8 protein-coding genes and 1 pseudogene are annotated in these 20,067 nt (G+C 73.7%); all 9 read left to right on the top strand.

Annotated elements, in window-relative coordinates; all coding sequences use genetic code 11:
* Positions 1–593, top strand: a 593-nt coding sequence (locus SZN_RS26045) for a ubiquitin family protein (protein WP_007500579.1), incomplete at its 5' end; no start/stop codon positions are given.
* A gap of 40 nt (positions 594–633) precedes the next feature.
* Complete coding sequence (gene eccB / locus SZN_RS26040) at positions 634–2,178, top strand: type VII secretion protein EccB (protein ID WP_007500577.1); 1,545 nt, start codon at positions 634–636, stop codon at positions 2,176–2,178.
* A gap of 469 nt (positions 2,179–2,647) precedes the next feature.
* Positions 2,648–2,983, top strand: a complete 336-nt coding sequence (locus SZN_RS26035; RefSeq protein ID WP_043733122.1) for a hypothetical protein — start codon at positions 2,648–2,650, stop codon at positions 2,981–2,983.
* Positions 2,984–3,070: 87 nt separating this feature from the next.
* Positions 3,071–3,379, top strand: coding sequence for a WXG100 family type VII secretion target (locus tag SZN_RS26030; RefSeq protein ID WP_007500573.1), 309 nt, complete (start codon positions 3,071–3,073; stop codon positions 3,377–3,379).
* Positions 3,380–3,606: 227 nt separating this feature from the next.
* On the top strand, positions 3,607–4,074 hold the full coding sequence (locus SZN_RS26025; RefSeq protein ID WP_007500572.1) for a type VII secretion system-associated protein: 468 nt from the start codon (positions 3,607–3,609) through the stop codon (positions 4,072–4,074).
* A 34-nt stretch (positions 4,075–4,108) separates the two neighbouring features.
* Entirely contained in the window at positions 4,109–7,525 is a 3,417-nt protein-coding gene (locus tag SZN_RS43260; protein ID WP_007500570.1) for an AAWKG family protein, read from the top strand.
* Positions 7,526–7,685: 160 nt separating this feature from the next.
* Positions 7,686–8,138, top strand: coding sequence for a YbaB/EbfC family nucleoid-associated protein (locus tag SZN_RS26015; RefSeq protein ID WP_007500568.1), 453 nt, complete (start codon positions 7,686–7,688; stop codon positions 8,136–8,138).
* Positions 8,139–8,140: 2 nt separating this feature from the next.
* Positions 8,141–8,515 (top strand): hypothetical protein, encoded by a 375-nt coding sequence (locus SZN_RS26010; RefSeq protein WP_007500566.1) that lies wholly within the window; start codon positions 8,141–8,143, stop codon positions 8,513–8,515.
* Between the two features lie 81 nt (positions 8,516–8,596).
* Positions 8,597–20,067 (top strand): annotated as a pseudogene (locus SZN_RS39035) (lonely Cys domain-containing protein); the annotation flags it as partial.

Below are 20,067 nucleotides of genomic sequence, written 5' to 3'. Positions count from 1 at the left end.
CCTCGGTGTTCACGCTCGCGGCCGGCGCGGTCGCGCCGTTCGCCTTCAAACTGGCCGGGATGCGGATGCCCGCCCTGCCCTCCTCCGCCGGACAGCTCCAGGAGGGCATCGAGCCCTACGCGGGCGAGGACGTCGCCGAACGCACCGAGCTGGCCGGACGCTGGGTCGCCGCGCTCTTCGCCGTCACCGGCGTCATCGCCGCGGTGGCCCTCGTCGTCCTCGCCGAACGCCCGAACCTGCCCGAGGTGCTGACCGCGCTCGCGCTCAGCCTCCTGCTGCTCCTGCACTCGCGGGGGCTGGTGCACATCGGCCAGCGGCTGACCCTGGCGGTGCCCGGCGTCTGGGGCCTGCTCCTGCTCGCCCGCAGCTGGGCGGTGGACACCGAGGGCGCCGGGCGGCTGGTGGTCTTCGCGGTCCTGCTCGGCGCCGCCGCCGCGCTGGTGATCGCGGCCTGGACGGTACCGGGCCGCCGCATGCTGCCGTACTGGGGACGCGCGGCGGAGGTGGCGCACACCGGCCTCGCCGTGGCGCTGCTGCCGCTCGCCCTGTGGGTGGCGGGACTCTTCGGCTGGCTGCGCGGCCTGTTCGGCTGACCACCCCCGCCCCGCGGCGACAGAACGACTAGGAGAGGCCGTGCAGTCCAAACGCGACCAGGTACACGCCCACACCTTCATGATGGGCAGGCTCAGTTCGGGCCTGCTCATGGCCGATCCGGACGCTCCGGAGAGCCCCCTCGGCCGCACGACCCGCGGGGTCGTCTTCGGCGTGCTGGTCACCGTCCTGATCGGCGCCGGCGCCACCGTCTACGGCCTGCTGCGGCCCGGCGGGAACGACGCCTGGCGCAACGGCCCCAACCTCGTGGTCAACCGCGACACCGGGGCCCGCTACCTGTGGACCGGCACCGACGGCGCCCTGCACCCCGTCACCAACTACGCCTCCGCACGCCTGATCGGCGGCGCCTCACTGAAGACCGTCGACGTGGGCGCCGCCTCGCTGCGGGGCGTCCCGGTGGGCGCCCCGGCCGGTATCCCCGGGGCCCCCGACACGGTGCCGCAGCCCGCCCAACTCGACGGCGGCGCCTGGCACATGTGCGTCACCGGCCCGGACGGCGCGCTGCCGGACACCTCGGGCACCGCCGTCGCCACCGGCGTCGAGAAGCCGGGGGCGACCACGCTGGTCGCCGGGGCTCCGCTGGACTCCACCGGCGTCGGCGGCGGCCGCGCCCTGCTGGTGCGCGGACCGGACGACACCGAGTACCTGGTGTGGCGCGGCAGCCGGCTCCCCCTGGACCGCGCCTCCGACGCCCGCAACGCCCTCGGATACGGATCCGAGCAGCCGATGCAGGTCTCCGCGGCCTTCCTCGACGCACTGGCCCCCGGGCCCGCCCTCAAGCCGCCCGCGGTCCCCGGACGCGGCGGCGAGGGACCCGAACTCGGCGGCGAGGCAAGCCGGATCGGCCAGCTGTTCCAGATCACCGTGCCCGGCGGCGACAGCACCTACTACCTGCTGCGCAAGGACGGCCTGGTGCCGCTGACCCGGCTCGGCGCCGCACTCGTGCTCGGCGACCCGGCCACCCAGAAGGAGGCGTACGGGGGCTCCTCGCCCGAGGTCCGCACGGTGGGCGCCGACGCGCTGCGCGAGAACCGGGCCGCCGGCCGGGCGCCCGCCGTCTCCGCGGAGCTGCCGGACGCGCCGCCCGTGCCGCAGTCCGCGCCCCGCGGCACCGCGCTGTGCGCCCAGGTGGACGGCGACGACGGCGGCGTGCGGATCAGGTCGGTCCTGGTGCCGCTGACCCGGCTCGCCCCGGTCGCGGTGTCCCAGGGCACCCCCCAGCCGCTGCGGCCGGCGTGCGTCCCCACGGACGCCACGGTCGTCCGGCCGGGCCGCGGCGCCCTGGTGCGGGCCCTGAACGCCAGCGGCGCCGCCCACGCGGGCACCACCTACCTCGTGGCGGAGAACGGTGTGAAGTACCGCGTCTCCGCCAAGAATTCACTGGCCGCGCTCGGGTATGCGACATCCGACATCGGCTCCGTCCCGGCGCCGCTGCTCGCGGCCCTGCCCACGGGCGCCGACCTCGATCCGGCCGCCGCCTCGGGCACCGTGGAGCCCAGGGTGACCGCCCCCCGCTGCGCCGCGGCCGACGACACCCGGAAGGGCAAACCGGACACCGCTCTCTGATCACGGCAAGGAGTGCATACGGCACCGAAGAAAGGGAAAAGGGCGATGCGGAGGAGGCGTCGAGCCAAACCCCGCTCATCCGGCGGGGAGTTCACCCGGCGGACGGGGGAGCGGGAGCGGGAAGAACCTCAAATAAAGCTCTGAATTCTGGACGGGCCGTGCCCGCGGAATCCGGCGGACGCGCGCTCAACAGCGGACGCCGCGGCCGGTGATGCCCGTTCGCCGCCTTCCCGTGCCCGTTCTCCGCCCGCTTCGCGGCCCCGTGCGGTGCGCGTCACATCCGCGCCCGCCGGCCGGTCCGCCATGTTCATCTCGCTGAAACATCCGCCCAACTCCCGTGCCACGCAACAATTCCGGTGTGAGCTGATCGAAGCTCAAATCTTCCCTCGTCGCGTTGCGCGGAACGCCGGCTTCTCTTTAGCCTCGGCGGCAACGGTGACCACACACGTGTGAACGAAGGGAGCGCGACATGGCGGACAGTGCCGCTAGGAAAGCGGAATATGCCAAGGGCTTGGGGGGTGTCTCCTCCCTGGAGTCGGCCCGGACCCAGGTCGAGAAGGTCCAGAACAACGTCAGTGAGATCGCCGCGCGTTCGGGTGTCGGCGGCGACGAGGGCCAGGCCCTGCTGAGGCTGTTCCGCAGCTGGAACGCCGAGGCGCAGCAGGTCGTCGTCCAGATCAGCAAGATGGTCGACGCGCTCCAGGAGAACGTCACGTCGGCCAACCGCCTCGCCCAGGAGAACCAGGACCTGACCGAGGTCCTCAACAGCAAGACCAGCCAGGGCGTCTTCGAAGCCCTGCGCTGACCCATCGGGAGCACCGGCCCCGTCGTACGAGGCCGGACCCCTTGAGCTTCCCGGGCCGCAGCGCCCGTCCGTCCGAGAGGAGACGTCATGGCCGACGGCATCATCGACGTGCAGTACTCAGTGGTCCGCAACGCCATCGAGGAGTTGACGAGCCAGACCCAGCAGATCATCACGACCCTGGCCAACCTGGAGGACGAGCTGAAGCCGCTCATCGCCTCCTGGGAGGGCGCGGACCAGGAGACCTACCGCCAGGTCCAGGCGGAGTGGGACCAGGCCACCAAGAACATGGCCCGGCTCCTCGGCGACAACAGCGCGCTGATCCAGAACATCCACGACAGCCACTCCCGCGACGAGCGCAGGAGTGCCGACAACTGGGGCGGCGTCCGGGCCCGTTAGGGTTCAGGCGGAGGTCCCCTCGCCGGGTCCGGCGACACGGCGGGACCGCCTCGCGCGGGGTCCCGGGCAGTCCGGACCGGGGCTGCTCGCGGCGGGCGGGACACTCCGGACCGGCCCGGCGTGCCGCCACGGCACACGGGCCCGCCGGCCCGGCCGTCGCCCCCCGAGCGGGGCGCCTGCCGGGCCCCCGCATCCCCGTCCGGCACCAAGTGGCAGGAGGACGTCCCATGGCCGGTGACAAGGCCGACGTCAAGCGTTTCGACCTCAAGCAGATGGAGAACTTCCGCGACAACGAGGTGCAGCCGGTCTACACCGCGGCGAAGAAGCACCGCGAGCAGGGCGACGGGGCCGGTATCCGCCCGCTCGGCGCCCTCATCGACGGGCAGACCACCCCGGACAACCTCGCCCAGGACAAGCAGCTCCTGCGCATCGGCCGCATGGTCACCGAGCCGCTGGTCTCGGGGCCGAAGCTGATCGAGGACATCCGCACCGTGGCCACGGCCATCGACAAGCTGCTCGGTGACCAGATGGGCCTCTTCAAGGAACTGAAGGACGCCCTCACCGACACCATCGAAGAGGCCAACAAGACCAAGAACAAGAACCTCGACGCGATCGACGCGCAGACGCTCCTGCAGACCTTCGAAGAGGTCGACACCCTCACCGCCGGCAGCACCGGCGGCTCGCAGAACGACTAGTCCTCCCCCCCCACGACCAGAAAGGGCGCGCCCGGTGGCCGATCGGTACGATCCCAACTCCCCCGCGAACCTCGACAAGTTCGACAACGCGGGCGATCCGTCGTCCGACACCTGGGCCACCCTGGTCACGCACATCACCGGCTATCCGGTGCCGGACCGCAACACCGTCTTCGACACGCTCCGCTCCGGCAAGGGCGGAAAGCTCTTCCGGATGGACATCAAGGAGCGCAGCCTCGGCCTGCTCGTCAAGGACTCCGGCTTCCTGACGAACAAGGGCGAGGACTACGACATCTGGTTCTTCGACAGCGGCAAGAAGCGGTCCATCATGCAGGCCCGGATCGTCTTCGAGGGCCGGGTGAAGGCGGGCGAGGAGATCATCTTCGCCGCGCCCGGCGCGGACAACGTCAAGGACGCGCAGGTCCGTGAGGGCAACGAGTTCACGGACTACAACAAGGACAAGATGAGCACGATCCCGCTCGCCCGGTACATGAACGGGCCGCGGGCCGCGCTCCTCGCCCTGCTGAACGGCAACACCTCGGACGCCCGGTTCAGCAACCTGGGCGTGCCCGGCGGGGACGTCGTGGATCTGAAGTCCTTCAACACGACCGGTGACTCCTTCGACTTCGCGGCCAAGTTCTTCAAGGACCACGCGGTGGTGCTCAAGGACTGGGAGGACCGCTTCGGCCGGGACGACGCGAGCTGGAAGGGCGAGGCCGCGGACGTCTTCCGCAGCCTGCTGACGAAGATCCGGGAGAACTACGACAACTACGTCGAGACGTTCAACACCAGTCCCGGGGCGGGCGCCGACGCCGGCACCGGCGCCACCGTGTACTCGCGCGCCCTGTCGCTGGGCCGCAAGTACCTGGAGGACTCGGCGAACAAACTCCTCGACGCCTGGCTGGCCTGGGCCAAGTCGCCGTACTACGACCCGCTCCAGGTGCTGCGCTACGTCCTGGACGACCTCGCCCAGTGGGTGGACGCCAACAACGTCGCCAAGACCGAGATCAAGTCGTACACGACCCGCTACAGCACGACCGTCAGCCACAGCCCGCAGGCCGGCTTCACCCAGGTGCACCCGGAGTACGGCGACCTCACCGACATCGCCAACTGGGCGAAGGTCGGCGACAAGGCGGTCAAGATCTGGAGCCAGGGCGTCAACGAGTACCTCGGCAAGCCCGCCGCCACGGTGCAGTCCAACCTCAACAACAACTTCCTGAAGCTGGGCAACGACTTCTCCGAGAACGTCCCCAAGCCGAAGTCGACCAGCACCGCCTCGCAGGACTACCAGGACCGCAAGGCCAAGGCGGCCCAGGACGAGATCAACAAGCAGAACGAGGAGAACCGCAAGTACCAGGAGGACCTGCGCGAGGAGCAGCGCAAGCAGCGGGAGGAGGACAAGAAGTACCAGGACGACCTGCGCAAGGAGCAGAACCAGCAGCGCGAGGAGGACAAGAAGTACCAGGACCAGCTCCGCGAGGAGCAGCGCCAGCAGCAGGACGAGGCCAGGAAGTACCAGGACGACCTGCGCAAGGAGCAGAACCAGCAGCGCGAGGAGGACAAGAAGTACCAGGACCAGCTCCGCGAGGAGCAGCGCCAGCAGCAGGACGAGGCCAAGCGCCTGGCCGACGAGCAGGCCAAGGCGATGAAGGAGAGCATCGGCGGCCTCAACGGCCCGGGTCCCGGAAACGAGCAGAACCTCGGCAACCTCGACGACCTGCTGAACCGGAACAAGCCCGTCACCGAGAGCCTCGGCCTCGGCGGGGCCAACGGGCAGGGCGACGACCAGCGGGTCCCGCCGCCGGCCGTCACCAGTCTCGGTGCCCTCACCAACCTGAACGGGCCGGGCGCGACGAACAACTCCCCGTTCGACGACGTCACCCAGAACCTCGGCAGCCTCGGCGGCCTGAACCCCGGCGGCGCCCTGAGGACACCGACAGGCGGCAACACCCAGCTGGACGGCGGCAAGCTCACCACCGACTTCCCCGACGGCAGCAGCACCTCCTTCGACCCGGCCACCGGCCGGCTCACCACCACGAATCCGGACGGCAGCGTCACCACCCGGGACCTGGGCGACGGCACCCGCGTGACCAACCCGGACGGCTCGGTCACCGCCCTCGGCGACAACGGCAAGCTGACCACCACGTTCCCCGACGGCACCGTCCAGACCGTCGACCCCGCGACCGGTCAGGCGACCACCACCGACCCGGACGGCAGGACGACCACCCAGAACCTCGGCAGCCTCGGCGACCTCAACTCCCGCTCCAACAGCGACCTCCCGAACAACCTCGGTGACCTTCGCGACCTCAACTCGCGGGGCGGCAGCAACCTCCCGAACGACCTCGGCGACCTCCGCGACCTCAACTCACGGGGCGACAGCAACCTCCCGAACGACCTCGAAGACATCAACCCCGACCTGCCCGTCCAGTCGGAGACCGACCTCGGGAACCTGGACGGCCTCAACGGCGACCGCTCCGGGCTGCAGGACTCGACCGGCGGCACCACCAAGGTGGAGAGCGACGGCGACATCTCCACCGCGCTGCGTGACGGCAGCAGGATCAGCTTCGACCCGGACAGCGGCATGCTCACCAGCACCGACGCCGGCGGTAACACCACGACGGCCGACCTCACCCACGGCGCGAAGGTCACCAACCCGGACGGCTCCGTCACCAGCCTCGACAACGGCATGCTGACCCGCGACCTCCCCGACGGCAGCAAGCAGGTCATCGACCCCGACACCGGCATCGCCACCGTCACCGACGCACAGGGCAAGACCGAGAAGATCGATCTCAACGGGCTCAACTCGCGCGGTGAAAACAGCAGTTCGGACCTCCTCGACCGTCTCCGCAACCGGGAGGACATCGGCGGTCCGGGCTCGGGCCCCGGCGGCGGCCCGGACGGCGTCAGCCGCGACCTGTCGCTGTCCGACCTCAACCTCGGCGGCGGCGTGGGCGCGACGGCCGCGGGCGGCGGCCCCTCGGGCACGGACGCCTTCTCCCCGGACAGCACGGCGACCGGCGCCGCACCCCTCTCCGACGGTGCCGCCGCGGCCGCCGGGACCTCCCTCGCCGCGGCCTCCGGTGCCACGCCCGGGGCTCCCGGCGCACCCGGCATGCCCGGCAGCCCCGGCATGCCCATGGGCGGCATGGGGGCCGGAGGCATGGGCGGGGGCGCCGACCGGGGCAACGGCGAGCGCGTCCGCGCCGTCCTGGTCGACGCCGCGGAGGAGAGCGAGCGCCGCAACCGCCGCCGGCGCAGCGCCTGGAACCGCCAGGAGGACGACGACTCCTTCCTCGCCCCGGCCTCCCGGGTGTCCACCACCGGCGGTGCCCCCTCCGAGGAGGCAGAGGAGGAGACCGGCCGCAGGGCCACCAGCTCCGCGGACTACCTGGAGGAGGACGCCGACGTGTGGGGCACCGACGAGGGCGGCACCCCGGCCGTCATCGGACGGTGAGCACCGCAGGGCCGGCACCGGCCGCGCGCGGCGAGACGAATCCCACCCTGCCCCGACTTCCCCGCAAGGGGTGTCACCAGGCAGGATCAGCACATGAGTTGACGGCGCGGGCGACCGGGCCGGGCACCGGGCGAGAGCGACGCGGAAGGCGGGAGCGGGCGTGACGGAACCGCTGGAGAAGCGCCTCGAAAAGGCGATGGCCGAACTCCAGGCCGCCCAGGAGGCGGTCGCGCGCACCGAACGCGAGCTGCGGCAGGCGTCGTTCTCGGCGCTCTCCTCCGATCGCGCGGTGCGCGCCACGGCGGGCCCGCAGGGCGAGCTGTCCGGGATCGAGTTCCTGGAGAACAAGTACCGCGACATGTCCCCGCAGGAGCTGGCGGCCAGCGTCCTGGAGGCGGCGAACGCCGCGCGCGTGAAGATGAACCGGCATGTGATGAAGGCGATGGCCCCGTTCGCGGAGCCCAGCAGCAACGTGCCGGAGCTGAAGGGCTTCGAGCTCGACTGGGAGCGGATCTTCGGCCCCGAGGTGCTGCGCGACGACGAGGACGACCGGCGCGACGAGCACGCCCTGCCCGCCTGGCGGGACGCGCTCGGTGAGGAAGGGGAGGACTGACCATGGGACAGCGCTACTACGCCGACCCGCAGCGCATCGAGGCACTGACACGGCAGCTGGAGGAGATCGGCACCCTCGCCACCACCATCACCGAGGAGTTCCTCGACGACATCGGCCCCACGATCACCTGGCCCGGCACCGAGGGCGACTTCGCCAAGAAGGCCAAGCCCCAGGAGCAGCAGGAGCGGCAGACCACCAAGGAGACCATGATGTCGGTCCGCGACGCGATCGTGGGCATCACCGACGCCACGGTCAACCAGGTCCGCATGATGAAGGAGACCCGCGACCGCAACGTCGAGGGCGTCGACCGGGTCAACAAGCGCCTGGAGACGAACGGGTTGAACGGCGACGGCCCCGGCGGGCATGGCCGACGCTGACCTCCGCACCGCCGGCCGCTCCCGCACCGCGCCGGGAGCGGCCGCTCCGTCCTGCCCGAACGACCCCCAGGACGGCCCCCGATGAGCATGATGCCCTCGCCCGAGGTCAACGCCATGATCTTCATCCTCACCGGGGAACGGCTCATCGACGCCGACGAGGACCTCGCCTACGAGAGCCGCCTGCCCTACTCTGGGCTCGGCCGCAAGGTCGACCGGCTCTCCTCGCTGATCCAGAAGTCCGTCCGCGACATCGCCGACTCCATGCCGGACGACCTGTCCAAGTCGTACGCCAAGGCGATGGGCATGCTCATCGACGACGGCGGCAAGAACTACCTGCGCGACTTCGCCGACCAGCTCGACAAGATCGCCGAGGGCCGGCGCAAGACCTCCATGGACATCATGGAGTCCAAGTGGCAGGTCATCGCCGAGGTCATCCGGCTGCTCATCGAGATCGCCATCTACCTGGTGATGTCCTTCTTCACCGGCGGAGCCTCGGCCAGCCAGATCATGATGGCCAAGCTGCGCAGCCGGTTCCTCATCCTCGCCACGCTCAGCCGGCTGCTCGACCGGCTGCAACTGGCGCCCGCGCTGACGGAGGCGTTCGCCGAGGCGTTCACCACCTTCGTGGTGCGGCTGGGCATGATGAACTTCGCCCCGGAGGGCCGCCGCCCCGACGGCTTCGACTGGAACGCCATCCTGAAGGCGGCCGCGTTCGGCGCCGCCGCGGGCTTCCTCACCGGCATCTTCGACGACATCGCGAAGAAGATCGTCAAGGGCTACGACAACAACTTCCTCAAGAACGGGCCCGACCAGAAGTTCAAGCCCAAGCCGGGCCCCGACATCCGCAACACCCCGAACCCGAACCTCAAGAACAACGGCCCGGACCCCAAGCCGGACCCCGGTCCCGGCCCGAAGGACCGCTCCGGCCCGAACGGCGCCGGCCCCGTCAACACCCCGCCCGTGAGCATCCGGAACAGCCTGACCTTCCGGAACAACCCCAACCTGTGGCGCAACAACGAGACATGGCGCAACAACCTCGACCGGCCGGGCGCGCTCGCCGGGCACTACGCGCTCCAGGGCACCACCGACTTCCTGGCCGCCGGATCCGGTGAGGCGCTGGCGGAGGTCCTGATCAAGGGCGCCTTCGACGGCGACTGGTCCTGGAACTGGACCACCTTCTTCGGCGCGGGCATCAGCAGCCAGGTCGAGGCCACGCTGACCGACGCCGCCATCAACATCGGCGCCGAACTGCGCAACCTCGTCGACAAGTTCCGCGGCCAGCCGCCCACCGTGTCCGGCGCCGAGACCGGCGGCTCCGGCGCGCGGGAGCCGTCCGGTTCCCCGCAGACCCAGGACGGGAACGGCTCCGGCAGCGGAACGGGCGGTCCCTCCGCAGTGACCACGGTGAACGGCACCGGCCCCCAGGCCACCTCCCCCGCACCGCGGTTCGCGGAGAGCCCGCCGCCGTACTCGACCCAGGACCCGCCGCCGTACACCACACAGGATCCCCCGCCGTACGCTCCGGGCCCGCTGCCCGTGACCGCCACGGAGAACGCCCTGTGGCAGCAGATCCTCAACGGCCCGGCCGACGTCCGCGCCCAGGCGCTGAGCGATCTCGCGGCGCTGCGCGGCGGCCAGCAGCCCGGCGGCGCCGAACTCGGGCTCCGCGACGGCCTGTTCGGCAATCTGTCGCAGGTCCCGGAGATCAGGGTGGTGCCCTCCGGGAGCGGCCCCGCCGTCCAGATCGACGCCGACCAGGTCCGCCGCGCCCTCGACAGTTTCGGCACACCGACCACGGTGGACGCCCCGCTCACCACCACGGACCTTCCGCGCAGCGACGGGCGGAGCACACCGGAGACGGACTTCGGCCAGGACGGCCGTACGACTCCCGAGCCGGGCCTGGGCGACGGCGGGCAGGTGTCGGTCGACGGTGGCCCGGTGTCAGCTGAGGGTGGCCCGGTGTCGGTCGACGGTGGCCCGGTGTCAGCTGAGGGTGGCCCGGTGTCGGTCGACGGCGGTCCCGTGACGGCGGACGGCTCCCAGTCGGTGGCCGGCACGAACACGGGAGCCGCGGTGGGTACGGCTCTCGGTACGGGTACGGGTACGGGTACGGGTACGGGTACGGGTGTCGGGACCGGTACCGGTACGGGCACTGCCACCGGGACCGGGACAGCGACCGGGACAGCGACCGGGACCGGCACGGCGACCGGCACCGGCACGAGTGGTGCCCCCCGGCCCGGCGGCGTGCCCGCGCCGGGAGGGAACCCGGCGTCCACGGCCCCGCCCGGCCCGCAGGGCGCCCAGAGCACGGACATCTCCCAGCAGTCCCAGCAGTCCCAGCAGTCCCAGCAGTCCCAGCAGTCCCAGCAGTCCCAGCAGTCTCAGGAATCCCGGCAGTCCCAGGAGTCCCCCAAGACGCAAGGATCGCCGGAGTTCCCGGGCACGCAGGGCGAGTCGGAGCAGGACGCCGTCCAGTCCGCCCCCTCTCCGGAGACCACGGTCGTCACGGAGGGGACGGGATCGCCCGAGGGCGTCGACCCGCTCGACGTGGCCGGCACGGCGGACCCCGCCGCGAGCCGGGGCACCCCGTCCTCCGACCCGGCCGCGGCCCCCGCGCCGAAGGTCGACACCACCGGCACGTACGGCGCCACCGGCGGCCTGCCCAAGGCGTCGCCCCTGACGATCGTCGTCTCGCAGACGGCGCCGCCGGGGGAGGGGTCGCCCGAGGCGGCCGAACTCCTCGACGGGGCGGGCACCGACCGTGCCGTCGTGCTGGGCCCGCCCGCCGCGCCCGACGGCACGGGCCGCCCGGTGCGCCCGGCCGTCGAGCTCACCCGAGAGGGGCCCGGCGCCCCGGTCCGCGTCCGTCCGCTCACCGGCCCCGCCGTCACGGCGGAGGACACCACGGGGAGCGCCTTCCCCGGCGCGGACATCCTGCTGCCGCTGGCCGACGCGCTGGGCCCCGCGCCCGTCACGACCGACGCGGGCCCGCCGGCCGCCACCGCCGTGCCACCGCCGGTGAAGGTGGTCACCGAGACCGTGTCGGACCCCGTCCCGGAGAAGGCGGGCGATCCCGCACCGGCCGACACCACCGCACCCGCCGCCGCCAAACTCGCCACGCTGTCCCGCCCCTGGACCGAGACCGCCACCGACCTGTACCTGGAGTTCGGGCGGGGCGACGGCGCCGGGGCGCGCGGGTCCGGCCGCGACGGAACTCCGCCACCGCCCCCGCCCGTCCTCACCCCCTCACCCGCGCCGCGGACCGCGGTCCCGCGGCCGGGCCGGATCGTCGTGCGGCCGGACGGCACCGACAGCAGCGCCGACGGCACCCGCGGCCCCGCGCCGGAGCCCTCCGTCACCACGCTCGACGGACACACCGTGCCGCTCGCCCAGCTGCGGCGCTGGGTGCCCGGGACATCCACCGGGCCGCGGCCCGGCCGGGCGGTGCGGACCCTCACGATCTCCCAGGACCCCGCCGACGACGGCACCTCCCGGGCGGCCGGCCGCCGAGCCCTGCTCGGCCAGGACACCTTCCGCGGGGTGCGGACCGTCTCGGCGCCCACCCCCGCCGCGAACGGCACCCCCGCGAACGGCACCCCCGCCGCACCCGGGTCCCGCACCGTCTTCACCGGTCCGCCCGCCGCCCTGCCCGGCTCCGGCACCGACCGGGGCGCCGACTACTTCGCCGGGCACGGCACCTCCCGTACCGTCACCCTCGGCACCGACGACACGGCCCGCCCCACCGTCAAGGTCAGCGGGGTGCAGCTCGGCGAGGCCCTCAAGTCCTGGGCGGCGGACGGCGACCGGGAACGCCCGCTCGTGCTGTTCTCCTGCGAGACCGGCCGCCAGCCGGACGTGGCGGGCCTGCCCGTGGCCCAGCACGTGGCCAACCGCACCGGACGGCCGGTCTACGCCCCGACCACCGAGGTCGGCACCGCCCGGGACGGGAACGGCGACGTCCGCGCCGTGCTCGCCGAGGGCCCGGACGGCCCCGGACGCTGGCGCCTGTTCACCCCGGAGCCGATGGGCGCCGACCTGGACGCCCTGGCCCGCGACGCGGGCCTGCACACGGGTCCGGAACCGGCCGACGCCTTCGCCCGCGCCCGGACCCTCCAGCAGATCCGCACCCTGCGCGAGGTCCTCGGGCCCGACGCGGAACAGCGCCCCAAGAACCGGGAGTTGCTCGCCGCACTCGCGTACGTGGACGGACTGCGCTGGCTCAGCCCCGACACCGCGGCCCGCTACGGCGACGGCCGGATGACCCCGGACCTGCTGCGCCGTATGGCCACCGACCGCCCCGGCGCCGCGGTCGACCCGCAGACCGGACCCACGGCGGAGCAGTACACCGAATTCCTGCGCGCCGCCGCGGAGTTGCGCGCCGCGGCGGGCCCCGTCACCACCCTGGACGCCCTGCTTCCCCCGCCGCCGCCCGCGCTCCCGCCGGACACCCTGGTCTCACCGGAGGACGTCCGCGGTCTCGCCCACGCGCCGTCCGCCCGGGTCACCTGGTCGCTCTCCAGCACCCCGCTGCCCCTGTCCGAAGTGGGCCTGAGCCCCGAGGACACCGCCGAACTCGCCCGCCGCAGGCCCGATCTGGTGCCCGCCCCCAGCCGGCCCGAGAGCCTCGCCGAGGACCTGACCCTGCTCAGCAAGGGCACCCCGGGCACGGGCCCGGCGGACCTCGTGCGCGCGGACGGCCGCGACTACCGGCGACTGGAAACCCCGCCCGACGGCAACTGCCTCTTCCGCGCCCTCCTCGACAGCGCGCGCAGCCGCGACATCCCGCCGGCGTGGGCCGCCCGCAACGTCACCGGGCTGCGCACCCTGCTGCGCGACCGGATCGCCGGGTCCGAACTGGCCGCCGCGGCGGTCGAAGCCACCCCCGACCCGGTGCTCGCCGTCGTCGACGATCTGCGCGTCACCGCCCTCGCCGGGGTCAACGACCCCGCCGCCCAGGCCCGGATCACCCAGCGCTGGAACGACATCGCCCAGGCCGTCGTCGAGAACGGCGACGCCCGCAGATGGCGGCGCATCCTGCGCGACAGCGGCTACCCGGACCTGGCGGGCGTGGCCCCCACCCCCGCCGACGCACGGCGCCTGGGCACCGACGGACTCCTCGCCGCCGCCGCCGAACGCCCCGGCCTGTGGTCCTCGCCGTTCGCCGACCTGCTCCCGCAGGTGCTGGCACACACCCTCGACCTCGACCTGCGCCTCGTCGGGCCCGACCCGCGGGACGCGTCCGCCACGCTCGTCATGCCGCTCCACCCCGGCGGCCCGGACACCCTGCACCTCGCCTACAACGGCACCGACCACTTCGACGCGCTGGTGCCGGCCGCGGCACCGCTCACCGCGGTACCGGACCCGCCGGTCACCACCGAGGAGACGGCCACCGGCGAGCCCGACCCCTTCGGCGACTGGCTGCGCGGCATGGTCGGCATCACCGACCTCGACAGCCCCGCACCCGACACCGCCGACCGCGGCGATCCCGTGCCGCTGGAGACCCAGCTCGAACGGCACCGCCCCGCCCGCCTGCTGACCGGGGACGACGCCGCCCGGCCGGGCCCGGTCCCGCGCACCGTGACCTTCGAGGACGGCAGCCGGCTGCCCACCGTGCTGTTCGACCCCGACGCCGATCCCGACGGCGGCGCCCCCGGCGCCCGCCCGGACGGCGCCGCACGCCCCCGGCCGACGGGCCTGTTCACCGGGCCCGGCGTCCTCACCCTGCGCTCGCCCGAACAGGTGGCCGAGGAGATCCTCGCGAAGCTGCCCGGCAAGCTGCGCGAGCAGTTCGACGAGGCGGAACTGCTGCGCCTGCTGACCGAGCAGCCGCACGCCTTCACCGCCCCGCGCGGCGCCCGCCTCGTCGGCCGGGAGAAGTCCGGGGTCGGCCTGGAGATGACGGTCGAGGCCGTGCCGTACCACCGCTGGCAGCGCTTCACCGACATCGGCGGCGGCATGGTCCGCGTGGACACCGTGCGGCGCGGCCAGGCCGGCACCGGCGGCGGGCGCAGCGTCGGCACCGGACGCCGGATCGCGGCGGCCGTCGGCATGGGCCCGCCGCTCAACTGGCTGCTGAAGATCGGCGTCTCCCTCGGCTGGACCCGGCGCACCGACTACGCGCTGGGCACCCAGGCGTACAACCAGAACGAACTGCGCGGCTGGGAGGGCTCGCACCTCCATCTCGACGACGTCCAGTACCGGGTGAGCGTGCAGCGGGTCACCGAGGCCCCCCCGTCCGGCTCCACCACACCCGCTCCCGCCACGACCACGCCCGCCTGGCGGCGAACCCCCCTGCACACGGCCGAGTTCGCGATGCGCGACGGCCTGACCTGGCGGCTGCAGGACAGCCTCACCGTGCCCTACGACGGCCCCCGGCGCGCACCGCGGACCCTCACCTTCCCCGACGGCACCGACCCCGGGATCACCGAGACCTCCGGACTGCACCTCACCGACTCGCCCGAGGACCTGGCCCTCGCCGTCTCCGGTGCCAGACCCGGCAGTTCGGCCCACCGCACGGTGGTCTCGTACGTCCGCCCCGGGCGGCTGCTCGGTCTGTTCGGCCGGCTGGCCGGACCCGTCAGCGGGCCCGAGATGACCCAGGGGAGCAGCCAGCGCCCGCTCGGGCACCTCGTGGTCGAGCGCTCCATCCCGCAACGGGCCACCCTGGTCACCGAGTCGGTCAAGGTGGAGCTGCGCGACATCACCCAGACCACCTACCAGAACGAACGCGGCCACGTCCGCGACACCCGCTTCGGCATCCAGGTCACCTCCGGCCCCAACTACATGCTCACCGGCCCGCAGACCGACGTCCGCCTCCAGGGCGGCCCCCTGGTCCGCGCCGACCTCAGCGCCGGCCGCGGCCACTCCCTCGGCACCGACGCCGCCCGCAAGGTCACCGGCCGCGTCCGCAACCACCCCGTCGCCCTGTACCGCGTGGAACGCACCCTGATGGTGCGCAAGGCGGGCGAGCCCGCGTCCGCGGCCCGTCCCGTCCGGGTGGTCAGCCTCGACTGGATCTCCACCCAGGACGCCCGGCGGCTCGCGGGCTGGGACGGCCGCACCCCCGGACGCGCCGGCCCGGACCCCACCGCCGAGCCGCCCGTGCCCTGGTACCTCACCCGCGAGGACCCGGTGCACCTCGGCGGCCAGGTCCGCGCCGAGGGCTTCCGCCCCGGCCGCCCGCCCCAGCCCGCCCCCGGCGCACCGGCCCGGCCGGCGCAGCCCGCGCCCCCGCCCCAGGACCCGCTGCGGACGTTCACCGACTCCGTCCTCGACACCCTGCACCGCTCGTACCCGTCGCTGTTCGTGCCGCCGGTGATGCTCAAGCACCCGCGGCTGGCCCGGTTCTGGTACGGCGACGGGCGGATGCGCACCGCGCTGCACAACGACCGCCAGGTCCGCGAGGCGCTCAACCGGCCCAGCCTGGCGCAGAGTCTGGACGACCTGACCACCACCGGCGTCCCGGTCACCCTCACCGAGGACGGCAAGGCCCGCCGCGGCCACTACACCCTGATCCTGCGCGCCCGGCTCACCGACCGCCGCTTCGAGACCACCATGAGCGAGCGCTCCCTGCGCAACGCGGTCATCGGCACCGAGGTCTCCGGCCAGGGCCAGCAGGCCGCCGTCACCCTCTCCGGCGGCGTCGAACTCGGCGTCTCGCCCCGCAGCAACGCCAAGGTGCCCGGGACCGCCGTACCGAGCCAGGCGGGCAACGTGGCGCTCGGCGCCCGCTACGCCAGGACCGAGCAGAAGGGCACCCGCAGCACCGTCGCCGTCACCCAGGACCACCTCACGTTCCAGAACGGCGCTGACCTCTACAGCTACCGGGTCGAGCTGAGCGCCGGCTTCGAGGGCCACCGGCGCCCGCGCGGCTGGGCCCGCCTCGCCACCGTCGGCCTGCTCGGCGCCGGCGTCTTCGTCAGCAAGGTCGAGGAACGGCCCCTGTTCAGCCGGGGCAGCGAGACCGTGGGCCGCGTCGAACTCGCCGTACCCGCCGCGCACGGCTCCGAACGGTACGCGCCCACCGACCCCGCGCCCACCGCCCCGCCCCCGGCGCCCGCCCCGCCCCCGCGGCAGCTCTCCGCGACCGAGGCCGACCAACTCCTCGACGGCACACGCCCGCTGCCGAGGTCCGACTCGGCCACCCACGCGCTGGTCAACAAGGTGCTGCGGGCCCCGCACGTCGTACTCAGCACCGAGGGCGGCCGGGCGCGGCAGCAACTCGTGCAGGACACCGCCGACCGCGCCACCGACACCTCGTGGCACGTCAGCGCCCCCGGCGCCCCCGTGCGCAGCGCGCTGCGCCGGGCGATGGCCAACCTCCACGTCGCCGGTCAACTCGGCCAGTACCTGGGCCCGTTCGGCTCCCGCATCACCGGACTCATCGGCGCGGGCCCGCTGCAGACCCACTACCTCAAGGCCGCCGTCCGCGGCGAACTGGACAACCTGCGCGTCACCAGCGACCCGAAACCGGCCAGCCTCGAAGCCACCATCGCCAACGAGCACCGCGTCGCCGGCAGCGCCGGCACCGCCACGCACACGACCGTCGGCGTCCAGGGCGCCGACAGGCCGGTCCAGCAGGCCCCCGGCACCCAGCCCGTCGTCGGCACCTACTCGGCCGCCCTCCAGTACGCCTGGGGCAAGGGCCGCGGTGTCGCGCAGGCCCTCGCCCGGGGCCGCACCACCACCCTCACCTTCACCGGGCGGATGTACCTGGTGGTCGCGGACGCCGACGAGACCGTCGCCGTACGGGACCGCTGGACGGCCGCGATGGGCACCGTCGGCACCCGCGCCGGGACCCGCGTGGGCTCCGCGGCCGGCCGGCTGTCCGAGCGGCTCGGCCGGGCCCTGGACCCGCGCCGCGCCGCCGCCGCGCTGCACCGCGTCCGCGACGCCGTGCTGTTCCACCTGCCCATGCAGGACGTCATCGAGGCCGGGCTCGCCCCCGACGGCCTGCCCACCACCACCCCCGCCAACCTCGGCCGCGGCTACCGCCTGCCGCCCTTCCTGCGCGGCCGCCGCTTCCCCAGCCACCCCAGCGGCCGCCTCGACGCGAGTCTCGTCGCCCGGCAGCTGATGGGACGGCTGGAGAAGATCGGCGTGCCCTCGCACGACCGCGAGCAGGTCCTCCAGCGGCTCTCCCCGGACTTCCTCCGCGCCCATCTGCACGAGCTCACCACCGACGGGATGGCACTGCCCGTCCGCTACCGCACCTGGAGCAACCCCCTCCAGCTCCCGATGGGCGGCAGCCCCGGCCAGGTCCGGTTCAAGCTGACCCCGGTCACCACCACCGTGGAACGCCTGCGCACCGGCTACGAGTTGGAGGACTACCGCAACACCGCCCGCGACGACTCCCGCAGCTCCTCCCAGGACCGCGGCGCCGACGCCACCCTCAGCGTCAGCGAGCGCGCCCCCCAGGGCGGCGCCCTGTTCGCGAACCCCGCGCTCCAGGGAACCGCCGCCAAACAGCGGTCGAGCACCCGCACGGAGACCAACGGCACGGCCGCCACGCCGAACATCGCCACCGTCCAGGCGCACGCCGAGATCGTCACCGGCTACGTCCTGACCGTCACGATGAACGACGTGGCAGGCGAGGTGCTCTCCCCGCGCGCCCACGCCCCGGTCGGCACCCTCAACGAGATCCTCTCCGCCAGCCTGCTCACCCCCACCGACGGCGACACCGACGGCGCCCTCACCGAAGAGGACGTCCCCGAACCCCCGCGCGCCGTACGCGTCATGACGGCCGGTCAGGCCCGCACGGAGGGCGTCGCCGCCTGGCGCGGCGGCGACGACGGCTCCGGCTCGCCCGACCCGGACGTCCTGCCCGTCGACGACCGCATCGGCTCCGGCATCCTCGCCGTCGACATCCGCGGCGCCGGCAACGTCCACGACGCCCTCACCCTGGCCACCGCGCGCGCCGACGGCCTCGGCGACAGCGACCTCGGCCTGCGCCACACCGGCAGTGGCCTCATCCAACGGCTGCGCATGGCCCGCCGCACCCCCCTCACCGGACTCGGCACCGCCCCCGGACAGGCCCAGCAGGAGGCCACCACCCAGATCGGCCTGACCGCGGGCTTCCGCGAGGCGCTGACCGAGCAGGGCTCCGCGCTGCCCACCCAGTCGTCCGCCCGCCTCTTCGGCCAGTCCCACACCGCCGACTCCCGGCTCTACGCCCGTATGCACCGCCGCGGCGCCCGGCTGCTCGCCGTCGAGAACAAGCCCCGTATGGAGGCCGCGCAGCGGGTGAAGACCTCCGACGTGCTGGACGCGGGCATCACCGACAACGTCGAAGGCGCCCTCGGCACCTCGCCCCTGGCCGGCAACAGCAACGCCGGTGTCACCAACCCCGGCGCCACCGTCCCCATCGGCGGCAGCAACGACGGCACCACGCTCAAGGGCGCCGCCGACACCACCCTCGGTACCCACGTCAAGGTCCTCACCGACCGCAGCATGCTCTTCGCGCTGCCGGTCAGCTGGCTCACGGTGTCCCAGGTGGACCACCACCTGACCGACAGCCGGCCCCTGCACGCCCTCGGCATGGCGAAGCGGGGCCCGCGCGCGGCCGAGGCCGAGACCACCGCCCTCGTCTGGCTGCGCGAGGACATCGCCCGCGACTACGGCCTCCTGGACGACACCACCTACCCCGCCGAGGTCGGCACGGCCTGGGACGACATGGCCAAGGCCGCGGCCGACCTCGCCACCGCCGAGAAGAACTACTACGACGCCCGCGCCCGCGCCCGCGAGACCTGGCTCGACCTGACCGCGGCCGAACAGGCCGCCCTCGACGAGAACCGGCCGGGCGGCCCCGCCGCCGTCACCCCGAGCCCGGCCGTGACCGCCTGGCAGGCCGCCCGCGACGAGGTGCGCCGCTGGGAGCAGCGCACCGACGCCGCCGCCGCGGACCACCAGCGACTGCACCTCGCCGCCGCCCGCCTCACCGCCCACCACCAGGGCAGGACCACCGTCCCGGTGCCGGACCGGCCGCAGACCTACACCAAGCCCGACTGGCCCTCCGAGGCGCCCGCGCCGTACCGGATCACCGACGCCGCGGGCACCGCCCCGCGCACCCTCACCTCGCCCGACGACGCGACGGTGCGCGAGATCCACGACATGCCCCACGACGGCGCCTCGTTCTTCCACTCCCTCATCGCCGTCGCCCAGGACCGCGGACGCCTCGCCCATCTGCTCGGCACCGACCTCGCCGCGCGGTTCACGGCCGCTCCCCACGACCCGGCGGTCGCCGAGCGCGCCGTCCGAACCGCCCGCAACCGCCTCGCCTGGGAACTCGGCGAGGACCGCAACCAGGACCTGCTCGACACCCTCGCCCTCGACGCCTCGGACACCTTCACCCAGGCCGAACTCGACGCGGCCCAGGTGCGGTTGAGCACCGCGCAGCAGGCCGAGTTCGCCGCCTTCGGACGGCTCCCGCAGACGTACTGGCCCACCCCGGCCCAGCGCGTCGCGCTGGCCACCGCCGCCCTGCTCCGCCCCTTCACCGCCCCGCCGCAGCCCGGCCCCACGCCGCGCGCCGGCGACCCGGCCCCGCCCGAGCG

Origin of the sequence: Streptomyces zinciresistens K42 (assembly GCF_000225525.1) — a bacterium.
GTDB lineage: Bacteria > Actinomycetota > Actinomycetes > Streptomycetales > Streptomycetaceae > Streptomyces > Streptomyces zinciresistens.
This window is presented reverse-complemented; position numbering and strand designations above follow the sequence as displayed.

Excerpts from the sequence above, each read along its gene's own strand:
- SZN_RS26035 (WP_043733122.1), top strand. The coding sequence starts at position 2,648 with ATGGCGGACAGTGCCGCTAGGAAAGCGGAATATGCCAAGGGCTTGGGG.
- SZN_RS26030 (WP_007500573.1), top strand. The coding sequence starts at position 3,071 with ATGGCCGACGGCATCATCGACGTGCAGTACTCAGTGGTCCGCAACGCC.
- SZN_RS26025 (WP_007500572.1), top strand. The coding sequence starts at position 3,607 with ATGGCCGGTGACAAGGCCGACGTCAAGCGTTTCGACCTCAAGCAGATG.
- SZN_RS26010 (WP_007500566.1), top strand. The coding sequence starts at position 8,141 with ATGGGACAGCGCTACTACGCCGACCCGCAGCGCATCGAGGCACTGACA.